The organism is Lacihabitans lacunae (assembly GCF_042649125.1).
GTDB classification, from domain to species: Bacteria; Bacteroidota; Bacteroidia; order Cytophagales; family Spirosomataceae; genus Leadbetterella; species Leadbetterella lacunae.
The window spans coordinates 2,770,932-2,783,345 of the sequence record NZ_JBHRYQ010000001.1; the positions used below are offsets into that span (position 1 = coordinate 2,770,932).

At 34.6% G+C, this 12,414-nt stretch carries 16 protein-coding genes; 15 read left to right on the top strand and 1 reads right to left on the bottom strand.

Going from position 1 to position 12,414, the window contains the following annotated elements:
* Positions 1–733 precede the first annotated feature (733 nt).
* From ACFOOI_RS12040 to ACFOOI_RS12065, 6 genes are all read left to right on the top strand, one after another.
* The gene (locus tag ACFOOI_RS12040; protein WP_379838227.1) at positions 734–1,426 is read left to right on the top strand and encodes a hypothetical protein; all 693 of its coding nucleotides are present in this window, start codon (positions 734–736) and stop codon (positions 1,424–1,426) included.
* A gap of 302 nt (positions 1,427–1,728) precedes the next feature.
* On the top strand, positions 1,729–2,094 hold the full coding sequence (locus ACFOOI_RS12045; protein ID WP_379838228.1) for a sulfatase-like hydrolase/transferase: 366 nt from the start codon (positions 1,729–1,731) through the stop codon (positions 2,092–2,094).
* Between the two features lie 2 nt (positions 2,095–2,096).
* Positions 2,097–2,360, top strand: a complete 264-nt coding sequence (locus ACFOOI_RS12050; protein WP_379838229.1) for a helix-turn-helix domain-containing protein — start codon at positions 2,097–2,099, stop codon at positions 2,358–2,360.
* Positions 2,361–2,709: 349 nt separating this feature from the next.
* Entirely contained in the window at positions 2,710–3,360 is a 651-nt protein-coding gene (locus tag ACFOOI_RS12055) for a phosphoribosylanthranilate isomerase (protein WP_379838230.1), read from the top strand.
* 299 nt (positions 3,361–3,659) lie between these two features.
* On the top strand, positions 3,660–3,803 hold the full coding sequence (locus tag ACFOOI_RS12060) for a hypothetical protein (RefSeq protein WP_379838231.1): 144 nt from the start codon (positions 3,660–3,662) through the stop codon (positions 3,801–3,803).
* A gap of 209 nt (positions 3,804–4,012) precedes the next feature.
* Positions 4,013–4,501 (top strand): DUF2306 domain-containing protein, encoded by a 489-nt coding sequence (locus tag ACFOOI_RS12065; protein ID WP_379838232.1) that lies wholly within the window; start codon positions 4,013–4,015, stop codon positions 4,499–4,501.
* Positions 4,502–4,736: 235 nt separating this feature from the next.
* Here the strand turns inward: ACFOOI_RS12065 and ACFOOI_RS12070 are convergent, their stop codons facing one another.
* Entirely contained in the window at positions 4,737–5,060 is a 324-nt protein-coding gene (locus ACFOOI_RS12070; RefSeq protein ID WP_379838233.1) for a winged helix-turn-helix transcriptional regulator, read from the bottom strand.
* 129 nt (positions 5,061–5,189) lie between these two features.
* Here ACFOOI_RS12070 and ACFOOI_RS12075 point away from each other — a divergent pair, with 129 nt between their 5' ends.
* From ACFOOI_RS12075 to ACFOOI_RS12115, 9 genes are all read left to right on the top strand, one after another.
* The gene (locus tag ACFOOI_RS12075; RefSeq protein ID WP_379838234.1) at positions 5,190–6,044 is read left to right on the top strand and encodes a CPBP family intramembrane glutamic endopeptidase; all 855 of its coding nucleotides are present in this window, start codon (positions 5,190–5,192) and stop codon (positions 6,042–6,044) included.
* Positions 6,041–6,400: a cupin domain-containing protein gene (locus ACFOOI_RS12080; protein WP_379838235.1), complete on the top strand. Its 360-nt coding sequence runs from the start codon at positions 6,041–6,043 to the stop codon at positions 6,398–6,400. The genes ACFOOI_RS12075 and ACFOOI_RS12080 overlap by 4 nt, the downstream gene beginning before the upstream one ends.
* Positions 6,401–6,955: 555 nt before the next feature.
* On the top strand, positions 6,956–7,327 hold the full coding sequence (locus ACFOOI_RS12085; protein WP_379838236.1) for a hypothetical protein: 372 nt from the start codon (positions 6,956–6,958) through the stop codon (positions 7,325–7,327).
* 21 nt (positions 7,328–7,348) lie between these two features.
* Positions 7,349–7,636 (top strand): hypothetical protein, encoded by a 288-nt coding sequence (locus tag ACFOOI_RS12090; protein ID WP_379838237.1) that lies wholly within the window; start codon positions 7,349–7,351, stop codon positions 7,634–7,636.
* Positions 7,637–7,849: 213 nt separating this feature from the next.
* A complete protein-coding gene (locus ACFOOI_RS12095) occupies positions 7,850–8,425 on the top strand; it encodes a zeta toxin family protein (RefSeq protein WP_379838238.1) in 576 nt (191 codons plus the stop codon).
* 1 nt (position 8,426) lies between these two features.
* Positions 8,427–8,591 carry a hypothetical protein gene (locus tag ACFOOI_RS12100; RefSeq protein WP_379838239.1) on the top strand — a complete coding sequence of 55 codons (165 nt, stop codon included), beginning with the start codon at positions 8,427–8,429 and terminating at the stop codon, positions 8,589–8,591.
* A 121-nt stretch (positions 8,592–8,712) separates the two neighbouring features.
* The gene (locus ACFOOI_RS12105) at positions 8,713–9,225 is read left to right on the top strand and encodes a hypothetical protein (RefSeq protein WP_379838240.1); all 513 of its coding nucleotides are present in this window, start codon (positions 8,713–8,715) and stop codon (positions 9,223–9,225) included.
* Between the two features lie 461 nt (positions 9,226–9,686).
* Positions 9,687–10,616, top strand: a complete 930-nt coding sequence (locus ACFOOI_RS12110; RefSeq protein WP_379838241.1) for an STM4504/CBY_0614 family protein — start codon at positions 9,687–9,689, stop codon at positions 10,614–10,616.
* A 158-nt stretch (positions 10,617–10,774) separates the two neighbouring features.
* The gene (locus ACFOOI_RS12115; RefSeq protein ID WP_379838242.1) at positions 10,775–12,316 is read left to right on the top strand and encodes a S1C family serine protease; all 1,542 of its coding nucleotides are present in this window, start codon (positions 10,775–10,777) and stop codon (positions 12,314–12,316) included.
* The last annotated feature ends 98 nt before the right edge of the window (positions 12,317–12,414 follow it).

A 12,414-nucleotide genomic window follows, 5' to 3' on the forward strand; every position in this document is an offset into this window, starting at 1 on the left:
GGAACTGTTTTGGTAGGAATTTTGGGATTTAAATAGCTCGCTTTTTTTTTGCGATTGGTTTTTATTACAACTTTAATAGGGTCTATAATCGGACTAAAAGCAGTTTCGCACTAGATAAAACTGACCAATCACAAGAATACCAGCCACCAACAAATAAGCTTTAATAGTGGCAAACGGCAAAGCGATAAGACCAATCTAGCCACAAATAGGTCAGTCAACCAATCAAAATTTATACTTGATTAAGCACGAAACCTCCAAACTCATAAACAACAGCACCAAAAAACAAACCAACCCATAAATATTCTAAGATTATACCCAACAGGTAAACCTTTCTTTGAAAAAAATCCTTGTAATTTCATTATAGACAATTACTGATATCCGAATAAAAATAAATAAATTTTGTTCATTATATCAGCCAGCACTGTTTGAACGCAATCGAAATTCTTTATCGAAAACACTCCTAACTTAAACTACTGATTAAAAGAATTTTGAGTGCGTGAGTTTGCTGGATGCTATTTTTTTTGCTTCGTTTTTTTTTGAAAAAAAAATGAAGGCCTAGGCGGCAGCCGACACAAAGTAAATAGGGGGTCATTTTTACTCAAGGCAAAAAAAATAGCTTGAATGGTAATTCGAGGCCAATTTGTTTCTAAAATATACTTTAGTCAGACGCCGTTAATAGACAATTCCATTTTTTAGGTGTAGTTAAATCAAAATTATTCGTTCGTAAAGCATTATGAAAGACCAATTGCAAACAGCAACTCAGATAAAACGTGTCACGCAGTTTCAGGACCTGGTGTCGGAGCCTTTTAGTGGCAACGTAAATGCCATGTGTTGGTCGCGTGAACTTGTTGGAGATTTTGCTGAGATTGTAAATAAAGTAGAACTGACGGATAACATTACGGTATTGGAAGAAGCCGAACTGCGTGAATTAGACTTGAGCGAAGCCGGGCAACTCGCCCGCGAAATCCTTTTGCATGACATGCAGCTTTTGACCGCCCACGGTGCTGCTCCTACGCTAAATGTGATCAAATACTACGAGCGAGACGACTCCTTTCCGCTTTTCCCTACCGACGTATATTCGTATCATGTAGACCGATCGCCTGTGGCTACCGACACATTTTTGTGCACCTATTTCGGTGAGGCAAGCGATATTTTACCAAATAATGAAGCCATTCAAAAAATATTAATTCCCGAGTTAAGAACAGAACTCAAAAAACTATTCGACGGCCCAGAGGCAGACTTTGCGTCATTTTTAAGTGAGAACTTCTTTGACTTACACTATCAGGCTTTGCCAAATGCTCGCCCAATAAACTTAGGAATCGGTAATTTGTGGCGGTTGGCGGTGGATCATCCTGAAAGCAAAGTGCTGCCCTGCGTACACCGTGCCCCAGCTGAAAAAACCAACCGCTTGCTACTCATTTGTTGACTAGCCCGTAAATTTCCTTTGTTTCAAATTTTTATTGACCAAGTTCACTCGTGTTTATCTTTAAAGCTCTTTAAGGTTTTCAGGGTAAAAGTTCATCCACAAAACCACTGAAACAAATTCAAAACCTGTAACCTGAAAAAGCCAAAACACACCGCTGTCGAGTTATGGTATAGTACCATACTTACCGTTTTTAAACAATAAAAATCATATTGGGGTAATAAAAGAGTAGCCTAGGTTAATCTATGATTAATGAGCTGCCTATTTATTTAGTCGCTTTGTATCACGTTAGTTCAACCTCATATATGAAAAAAATCGTTTTAACACTTCTGATGGCGATGCCATTGTTAGGCTTTTCTCAAAAGCAGCCTAACATCATTTTGCTTTTTGCTGACTACGCCGACTTTGGTTTTCAGGGAAGCAAAGAAATCAAAACTCCCAACCTCGACAACCTCGCCAAACAAAGTATGCGATGCAAGCAGGCCTACGTTTCTGACCCAACGTGCGGCCCTTCACGAGCAGGCCTTTTAACTGGAAAATACCAGCAGCGTTTTGGTTTTGAAGAAAACAATGTGCCCGGCTACATGAGTGCAGTCTCAGCCGCAGATGGCATAGAAATGGGCTTGCCCGTAGAAGAAAAAACATACACCTCAACTACCACAAAAACCTGAGTGTGGCCCAACTGGCAGCAGAAGTCCACATAAACGAGGACTATTTTAGTAGGCTGTTTAAGAAAGTGACGGGCTTTTTGCCCAATGCTTACCTCTCCAAAGTGAGGCTCGAGAAGGCCCAACAGCTGCTGCTATTCTCTGACGAGTCGGTGACCGAAATAGCCTACAAATCAGGATTTAACAACCGCACGTACTTTGCGAAGGTATTTAAAGAAGCCACCAACAAAAGCCCCAAAGAATATAGAATGCGGGAGGAGATTGGATAATAGTTTTTTTTGAAAGATTTTATAAATCATTTGGGTAACGAAACAGAGTAAGCCGAACCACCTACGAAACACGCAAAATACAGGCAGATTTTGCCTGGCAACCCAGATTTTATGATATTATTATTAGAAATGAAGAATCATATTTTAGGATTTCGGAATATATAAAAAACAACCCCTCAAAATGGCAAAAGGATGGATTTCGGTAGGTGTGTGAAAACATTTACAAAAAAACAGAAAGTGGCTTTTAGTATATTTGTAACTCCGTGTTATTAAAGATTAAAAAAAATAGCGGATATTGATTTTTAGACCTAGAAATAGAAAAAAAGCAAACATAAACCCTAACAAAACCATGTATAGACCACGAGTAAAAATATGCTGTATAAGTAGTAAAGAAGAAGCCAAAATGGCCATCAAATATGGAGCCTCGGCATTGGGTTTGGTTGGCCACATGCCCAGCGGACCAGGCATAATTGACGATGCACTTATCGGGCAAATTGCCATGTCGGTGCCCCCTCCTATCGCTACGTTTTTGCTCACAAGCGAAACCAAAGTAGATGACATTATTAGGCACTATAAAAAAGTAAACACCACCACGATCCAAATAGTGGATACCATAGATAAAAACGACTACCAAACGCTTCGCAGCGAACTTCCGCATGTGAAATTGGTACAGGTTATACATGTGATTGACGACAAATCGGTAAAAGAAGCCATCGAAATATCAAACTATGTGGATGCCATATTACTAGACAGCGGAAACCCCAACTTGGCGATTAAAGAACTGGGCGGAACCGGCCGTACACACAATTGGGACCTGAGCAAAACTATCAGAGCATCCATTTCTATTCCGGTGTTTTTGGCTGGTGGGCTAAACAAAGACAACATAAAACAAGCCATAGCACATGTAGAGCCTTTCGGAGTAGACCTTTGCAGCAGCGTAAGAACCAACGGAAAACTAGACGAAAGCAAACTTCGAGCATTTTTTGAGGAGATTGGGTAGGTGATAAATCAAAACTCAATCCCAACCCCCAACCCAAAAAACCACCCACCAAAACCAAAAACCTGACCGATAAATCAATAGTGGAAATGCGAATGTTTTATTTTGAAAATATTGATGTAAATTGTTAAATTATTAGGGTATGCGTAACCATCACGATTTATCCTGCTGTGAATGCTTACAAATGGATATATATCTAATATTTAATGCAAAAATAAGCACTCAGGATTTGGATGCTACTTCTGGATTGGGGGAGTGGATACTTATGTTTGCCGTCAGTTTAATAGAACGTAGAAATAACAATGAAGAATTATAAATCAGTTTTCTTAGCATTTTTTACATTAATTTCTTGTAACCAAATAGTAAATCACAAAGAAGACAATCTAGATAGCGTAACAACTATTTCAAGTAAAAAAACCGAACGGCTAACCGCCATTTTGACCTAGTTGAAATCTAGAGGAAATATCATTTCGTATCAAGTTTTCGTAAAGCCGAAATCTGAACGGTTACGAACTTTTAGCCATCTCAAAGTGCCAAATTCCGTTGGTATACATTAAAAACACCTCATCCTTAATAATCTGCAATTCAAAATTAATAGAGTTTTAATTCCAAAAAATAGTTCGATTTTTGATTTATAATATCAATCAATAATTAAATGGAAAACTTAGTTGGAGATACAATCGGATTGGTTCACCTTTTATCGTCTTTATTTGCTTTAATATTCGGAACATTCATCTTGATATTGAAAAAAGGAACTAAAAGACATAAACAAATTGGATATGCCTATGTGATAAGTATGGCCATTTTATTAACTACATCTTTAATGATTTATCGGCTATTCAACGGTTGGGGAATTTTTCATTATGCAACCATCGCAAGTCTTCTAACAACTGCCTTCGGAATGATACCTGTTTGGACTAAAAAACCAACAAAAACTTGGGCATTTAGGCATTTTAGTTTTATGTATTGGTCAGTAATAGGATTATATGCTGCATTTGCATCAGAAGTTTTAACCAGAATACCTGAAACACCTTTTTTTGGAATGGTTGGGGTTGCCACAGCAATAATAATGATCCTTGGTGGAGTATTCTTTAGCATCAATAAGCCGAAATGGATTAAAATATTTGGAATAAAAAATGAATAACGAAGTGGCAGCAACGTCTATAAAACTTAGCTAGCAAAGGCTTCCCGAGAGGATTTCACATATTTTCAAAGTACGCCAAATTTTTAATTTGGTTATATTCCTAAAAGAAAAAAGTAAACTTAAAAATTAAAAATTTGGATATGTGTTAATCCGAATAACTAGTGTGATTTTTGCACGCTTCGTTTCGTACACAAAACCGCTCCAAACACACCCCATCACCCTGATCAGGTAAGTTTCAGTTTGTTGACATTTGCTTTTCACCCCAACTTCTCATTTGACTAATAAACGGTATTAACTGCATTCCTGTTTCAGTAAGTGAATATTCGACTTTCGGTGGAACTTCCAAATATACCTTTCTAGCAATTAGTTCGTCGGCTTCCAATTCTTTTAGTGTTTGCGTAAGCATTTTTGGAGTTATACCCACCACCGCTCTTTTTAATTCCCCATATCTCAAAAAGCCATCCCTCAAAACCCATAAAATTCGACCCTTATATTTTCCACCTATTCGTTGGAACGCATAATCAACTGCACAATGTGCCTTTTTAATTTTATTCTTCATTTATTAACAAATTTAAAATATTGATAATCAGCAATACTATAGTTTTGGTATGTAGGGTACTATATTGTACGTACTTGCCACAAAGGTATTAAATACATTTATTTGCATAAACTTCAAATAAAAAAAATTATGAAAGCGACTATCAAAAGAGTACTTTATTTTCCATTAACAAAAATCATCATTGGAATTGTATTCTGTTTTTCTCTTTTTGTCTTAATTCAAAACTTTGTATTAAAACCTTTTTTTTACACCATTATTCAAGATGAAAATATTGCAAAACCAATCATTCACTGTTTTTCTTTTTTAGTTTTATTAGCCGCTTATTACTATTTATTCCGTTTATATGATAAAAGAAAAATTACAGAACTATCCCTGAAACATTTACCTAAAGAAATGTTCGGAGGGTTTTTCTTTGGTTTTTTTACAATTTCATTATCAATATTCATTTTATACTTAATAGGGTATTATCAAGCTTTTAGTATTTCAACTGCTCAATATTCTATAAAATTTTTCACGGTATTAATGGTTGCAGCCTTAGTTGAAGACCTATTTCATAGAGGGTTAATAGTTCGTGTCTGTGAAGATTGGTTAGGCACTAATATAACCCTTGTCATAGCAATGCTAGTAGAACTTCAACATATTTTCAATCCCAATTCCAACTTGTTTAGTCTTTTTTATTATCTGATTTGGGGCTTTACTATGGCCACGATGTTTGTCTACACCAAAAGAATTTGGCTACCATTTTTCTTCCATTTAGGATGGAATTTCGCACAGCCTTTTTATGGCTCGAACCTCACAGGGCTAAATGATATGGGCAGTATCATTCAATCAAAATTTAATGGCCCTGAACTATTAACAGGCGGTGCCGTTGGGATTGAAGATTCAATTTTTACAGCAACTTTTTTATTGTTAATTGGAATCGTACTTTATTATCGAGCAAAAAGAGAGGGTAAAATTATAAAAGGCAAATTGTTTAAAAAATGAATTTAAAGGATGCATTTTTAAGTCTTACCACCTATTTTTCACCAAAAATCATAGGTGAAGTAAATGACCAATACATAAAAGTCGTAAAAATAAAGGGGCAAGAAGTCCCTTGGCATAATCACGAAAATGAAGATGAATTGTTCTACATAGCAAAGGGGACACTTCTAATGGAAATTGAAAATCAATCGGACCTGGTATTAAAAAAAGGCGACCTATTTGTTGTGAAAAAAGGAAAAAATCATAGAGTTTCCTCAAAAAAAGAGTGCCTTATTATGCTTATTGAATCTAAAACCACGGAACACACAGGCAAAATAAAGTCAGCAATAACAAAGTCAATTGGGGAACAGATTCATTAATGCCACAAAATACATATTTGTGACGCCACTATGACAACTTAAATTTTAGACGCATGTTTCCTATATATAAATCGTCTGACTAAGAATGCCAGCCACCAGTCGCGTACATCGCCGTAAGTCATAAAACCTACCGTACGCTATTGCTTCGCCAGCCCGGGCACACAACACGCACGGCACTAGCCACCCTAATCATTCCAAATAAATACCCCAATCAATTAAAAAAGCCAAAAAGTAAGTGTTCAGAATTCACCCTGAATACATTTCATTAGCTACAAGACCAAAACACCTTACCCAAAAAACCACCCTCCCAAACCAAAAACCTGACCGATAAATCAATAGAGGAAATGGGAATGTTTTATTTTGAAAATATTGCTGTAAATTGGGAAATATTAGAGCACAGGTAACCAACATGATTTATCCGACAGCGAATACTTATAAACCTATATGTGTCTAATATTCAAAGGTTTAATGCAAAAATAGACACTCAGGATTTGGATGCTACTTTTGGATTGGGGGGGATACTGTTAGGTTGGCGGTAATTTTAAAAACTACCACGTGAAACAGAAGTTCATATATCTATTGACAATTTTCGTTTATGCTTCTTGTAATAATGAGAAAAAAGTAGACAATATCAAAACTATTAACACTTTTGCAGAAACGGCAAATAATGTAAAGTTTGATTGTCCTTTATTTAAGTTCAAAAATGCAAAAGAGCAAGCTGACACACTATCAAAATACTTTGACAAAAAGGAAATAGCTTCTGACGAGAGATTTTTCTGTGCATTCCCAAATTCATTTAAAGAAATGCAAAATGTCTTTGGTTTTGACGAAAATAAAGGTACGGCTCCACTTTACGACTATCCGAATGGGGAAAAAATGATTAAGTATTTTGCAAAATTAAACTCCATTCAAAAAGACATTTATTAAGACAAATACATCAACATATGCTTGGACGGAGTTTGGGAAGCTGACAACATTAAAGAAGCATTTGGGTTTGCAGGCCGACTAACCAATGATACGAATGCAGCTTGCTTAGCATTATCAAAAAGAACAGACAAGGAAATTAAAAGTGTTTTCAACTTTATTTTTGACGGACCACATCCGAAAAACGAACAAAATGAAAAAATCTATAAAAACCTTCTTCCAATATTGACAAGGCAAAACGAAAGAATTGGTAAATTATTAAAAGAGTCTTATAAAAAAGTAATGACAAAAGGTAATGACCACGGACATTAAAAAAAGAGAGCTAGCAGCCGTTAGACAAGATTGCGTATTTTGTGAAAAATTAACGTTTTCATTACGCACGAAATTTATCTTTATCGAAAAATAATCGGTTACGAAGCTCGTAACCTCGCCAAGCGTCAGAACATTATGAATATTGAGTGAAAATATCTACATAATTAGCATCCTCTATATGAAATTGGTATTTTTGTTTAAAATAAAAATGAATTGAAAAGACTTTTTATTATATCGGGTTGCAATGGAGCAGGAAAAACAACTGCCTCTTACACGATTTTACCTGAAATATTGGACTGTGACGAATTTGTGAATGCTGATGAAATTGCTAAAGGGCTTTCCCCATTTCACCCAGAGTCAGCTGCAATTCAGGCTGGAAAATTAATGCTTGAAAGGATAAAAAAATTGATTGTAAAAGAGCAAGATTTCGCTTTTGAAACTACATTAGCAACAAAAAGTTATAGAAATTTTATTCTAAAAGCTAAAGAGAACGGATACCAAATTACATTACTTTTTTTTTGGTTACGGACCCCTGACTTAGCCGTTAAAAGGGTTGAGACTCGGGTGAAAGAGGGTGGGCACAACATCCCAGAAGATGTAATTAGACGACGATATGAAAATGGATTGAAGAATTTCTTTGGAATATTTGAATCTATTGTCGATCAATGGATGTTTATTGACAATTCTGGTGAGCCATATGAAATAATTGCTCGAAAAAATAGTACAGGAGTGATTCTGAAAAATACTGAAAAGTGGAATCAATTGTTAGAAACCTACAAATCAAACTGACATGGATAATAGCGATAAAATAATTGAGGGATTAGAGATAGCATATAAGAAACTAATAGAGTTTAAGAAATACAAAAAAACTCCACTTATAGTCTCTAGGGATGGGAAAGTCATAGAGATATATCCTGATCAAATCACAAACCGGAAGAATGTGTATAATTCATAAGTGCTTCAGAGGGCATCTAGTGAATCGCGTCACTTTGAGGTGGTAACTTGATACGTTTCAACCCCGCTATTTCTTTCGAAAACATAGACCTAATGTTGGTAGTCATATATACTCACACTAGATGCACGATAGAGAAAAAGTAGAAAGTTTTCAAATCCGAATGGAAGAAATAATTAAAAAGCACGATACTGAAGATGCTTTTGAAATAATTGTTTCAGAACTAAACAAATGTGAGAATCGATACTTGGCTGAATTTATGGCACCACTTAATTTTCTCAAATATGAACCCGTTCTAGATTGGGTGGAACAAAACGTGCATAGAGTGAATAATGTGACGCAGGATTGGGGACATTTATCCGCTAGCTCGAATTTCACATGGGAAAGAGCGGAAATGTGGCTTGAAAAGGGACGACCTTGGAGTTTAGTTGCTCTTGACGCTACAATGTTCTGCACGACTCAAGGCGAAAGGTTAAATCAATCGCCTTGGATGAGAGAATTAAGGCCAAAACTTAAGGACGATCCTAAACTGGAAAGTATTGCAAACGGACTGAAAAAATATCTGGACGCTGACAATGTACCAAGAACAAAGAAAATAGTCAACCGAATTATTAATGACATATTTGAAATTGAATAAAAAAAACAGCCAATCAAATAGACGGCCAAAGACCGAAAAGGCTACAAAAGACCTCTCAATGGCACACCAGCCCCAGTAACCCCATTATACGCACGGCAATAGCCACTCCAATCAATTAAAAAAGCCAAAAAGCAAGTGTCCAAAATTCACCCTGAATAAATTTCATCAGCTACAAGACCAAAACACCTTACCCAAAAAACCACCCTCCAAAACCAAAAACCTGACCGATAAATCAATAGAGGAAATGGGAATGTTTTATTTTGAAAATATTGCTGTAAATTGTCAAATATTTAGGGCATAGGTAACCATCAAGATTTATCCGACAGCGAATGCTTACAAACCTATATGTATCTAATATTCAAATGTTTAACTAAAAATAGACACTCAGGATTTGGATGCTACTTTTGGATTTGGGGGGGTACGACTATGTTAGGTACAATATAAAGCAACACCAAAGAACTATGCCCATATTTGACTTATTTTCTAAACGACAAAAAAGATTAAGGGGAGAAATTCCTGAAATATTTACTTATGACCAAATTCCAAATGGATTAAGAGTAAAAATCGTACACATAATCAAAGATATGTTTGGTGAAGACATCTACGGAAATAATAATATAATTCAAAGTTCTTACGAGTCTATACAAAAAACACTATGTAGAGAATATGGACTATTTGAATTAGGAGAATGTGATTATAATGGAAGATATGAAAACCAAGTCCTAAACTTCTTTCTAAAAACAGAAGAAAATGATAAAGTTCTCGATGTTATAGAATTGACTTTTAAATATGCTGACAGAATAATCAGGACAAATAGAGAATATAATTACTATGCTAAACCTAAATTAAATCCAGATGATGCAATAAGTGAATTAAACGATAGATTTAAAGAAGAGGGAATTGGATATTCTTTTGATGGTGGCGAAATTATTCGAGTTGATTCAACTTATACACATTCGGAAATAACTAAACCAACAATTTCGCTGCTTTGGAATAGAAAGTTTCAAGGTGCCAATGAAGAATATTTAAAAGCTCACGAACATTATCGACACGGCAGAAACAAGGAATGCTTAGCAGAATGTTCAAAAGCATTAGAAAGTGTTATGAAAACTATTTGTAAAGAGAAAGGATGGGAATTTAAGGAAAGAGATACAGCTAGAAAATTAATTCAGGTTTGTTTTCAAAACGAACTTGTTCCATCTTTTACACAGAATCAATTCACTTCATTGCAAAACTTACTTGAAAGCGGAATTCCAACTATTAGAAATAAATTAGGAGGACACGGACAAGGTCAAACGCCACAAATAGTAGATGATGAAATGACTAGATACGGATTGAATTTGACTGGAACGAATATAATCTTCCTGATAAAACAAAGTGGAATTGAATAAATACTGTACCAAACACTGTATATAATTTATTGCTAGTTCTGGCCCACTCACGAAAATACTCGCGGATTTTCTATTCGGTTTGTATTTGCTAAATTAGGTACTTAAAACACGCAACAACCCTTTTACTCCGGTTAAGAGCAATAATAAATAAAAATGATATGAAAAAGATTTTACAAATTTTTGGTTTCTTGATATTAATTCAAATTCAAGCTTTTCCTCAAAGCATAATTCAAAATTTGAATGGTTATAAATATGTTTATGTACCATCGCTTCGATATAATGACGGTACATTTGACAAATGGGGAATTAGGCAAACTGTTATCAGAAATTTAGAAAAATCCAAATTTCAAATTATAGAAGAAACAGGTATAACTGAAGAAATTAAAAATAATCCATGTTATACGGTTTCTTGTATGATTGAGCACACAGCAAATTTTTATTCCTCTACACCTGATTATGTTACAATAAAATTTATTAACTGTAATAATGAAACAGTTTATTTAACACAAGGAAATACAGGTTCTGTGGTTATGTCTTATAAGTCAGGATTTCAAAATGCAACGAAACGTGCTATGGCTGATTTTAATTCCTATTATTTCAAATTTGACTACACTAAATCAGTACAAAACAAACTGTTAGCAAATCTTCCAGAAGTTGAATTTACAAATGAAACAGAAAAATCAATTAAAGAATATTTGTCCAAAAATAAATTAGATATCATAGAAGGTATTTATGAGTCTTACCAAAGTGAAGTTATGCCATATTACAAAATTGGAATTATACGTAAGGATGATAAATATAAAGCAATTATTATCGAGTGTGAATATAATCATTGGAAGCCTGGTGAAGTAAAAGCAATTTTTGAGCAAAGCTCAATGAAAGGATTTTATTCAGCAAAATGGTATATGGGAAATAAAAAACCATACCAATCTTTCGCCAATATAGAAAATGAGGCAATACTTTCAATTGAACTAAAGGATATAAACACAGGAGAAAAAACTCAGGATAAATTCATAAAAATGTATCCTCTAGTAGACGGTGATATTTCATTCAATAAAGTCCAAAAATCTTCTGGCAGTGGTTTCTTTTTGACTCCCAATGGAATTATAGCCACAAATGCTCATGTAGTTGAAAATGCAGAGACGATAAATATTCAAATTTCAAATGAAATTGGGGATTTTGGATATTCCGCTAAAGTTTTACTTGTAGATAGTAAAAACGATGTTGCTTTAATAAAAATTGAAGACGATAAATTTAAAGGATTATCTGAAATACCATATTCATTAATTGAAAAAGCCGATATAGGAGAAAAAGCATTTACAATTGGTTATCCTTTAAATGATGTTATGGGAACAAATTATAAAGTAACTGACGGAATCGTAAGTTCTATTTCAGGTATTGATGACGATATGAGGTATTATCAAATATCCGTTCCATTACAACCTGGAAATAGTGGTGGTCCACTATTTAATAATTCAGGGGATGTTATTGGAATTACATCTGCTCGACTTAACAGCAAAGCGGTTGGGATGGAGGTGGAAAATGTAAATTATGCTATTAAAATTTCCTATTTGCTAAATTTGTATGACATGCTACCGAATTCTAAAAAACTTAATTTATCACCATCGCAATCGAGTAAGGAACTAAAAGACCAAGTTAAAATATTAAAAAATTATGTCTGTTTAATAAAAGTCAATTAAAAAAACTAAATTGACTATACTAACCAATAAATTATTAACCATTAATACTATGGACTTTCCAATGATGTGTGAAACAATTACTAGAACAATTATTGTGC

What these genes read in the sequence shown, in the direction of transcription:
- ACFOOI_RS12040 (WP_379838227.1), top strand. Translation starts at nt 734, where the DNA reads ATGAAAGACCAATTGCAAACAGCAACTCAGATAAAACGTGTCACGCAG.
- ACFOOI_RS12105 (WP_379838240.1), top strand. Translation starts at nt 8,713, where the DNA reads ATGCACGATAGAGAAAAAGTAGAAAGTTTTCAAATCCGAATGGAAGAA.
- ACFOOI_RS12110 (WP_379838241.1), top strand. Translation starts at nt 9,687, where the DNA reads ATGCCCATATTTGACTTATTTTCTAAACGACAAAAAAGATTAAGGGGA.
- ACFOOI_RS12100 (WP_379838239.1), top strand. Translation starts at nt 8,427, where the DNA reads ATGGATAATAGCGATAAAATAATTGAGGGATTAGAGATAGCATATAAG.
- ACFOOI_RS12115 (WP_379838242.1), top strand. Translation starts at nt 10,775, where the DNA reads ATGAAAAAGATTTTACAAATTTTTGGTTTCTTGATATTAATTCAAATT.
- ACFOOI_RS12055 (WP_379838230.1), top strand. Translation starts at nt 2,710, where the DNA reads ATGTATAGACCACGAGTAAAAATATGCTGTATAAGTAGTAAAGAAGAA.
- ACFOOI_RS12080 (WP_379838235.1), top strand. Translation starts at nt 6,041, where the DNA reads ATGAATTTAAAGGATGCATTTTTAAGTCTTACCACCTATTTTTCACCA.
- ACFOOI_RS12070 (WP_379838233.1), bottom strand. Translation starts at nt 5,060, where the DNA reads ATGAAGAATAAAATTAAAAAGGCACATTGTGCAGTTGATTATGCGTTC.
- ACFOOI_RS12060 (WP_379838231.1), top strand. Translation starts at nt 3,660, where the DNA reads ATGAAGAATTATAAATCAGTTTTCTTAGCATTTTTTACATTAATTTCT.
- ACFOOI_RS12065 (WP_379838232.1), top strand. Translation starts at nt 4,013, where the DNA reads ATGGAAAACTTAGTTGGAGATACAATCGGATTGGTTCACCTTTTATCG.
- ACFOOI_RS12045 (WP_379838228.1), top strand. Translation starts at nt 1,729, where the DNA reads ATGAAAAAAATCGTTTTAACACTTCTGATGGCGATGCCATTGTTAGGC.
- ACFOOI_RS12075 (WP_379838234.1), top strand. Translation starts at nt 5,190, where the DNA reads ATGAAAGCGACTATCAAAAGAGTACTTTATTTTCCATTAACAAAAATC.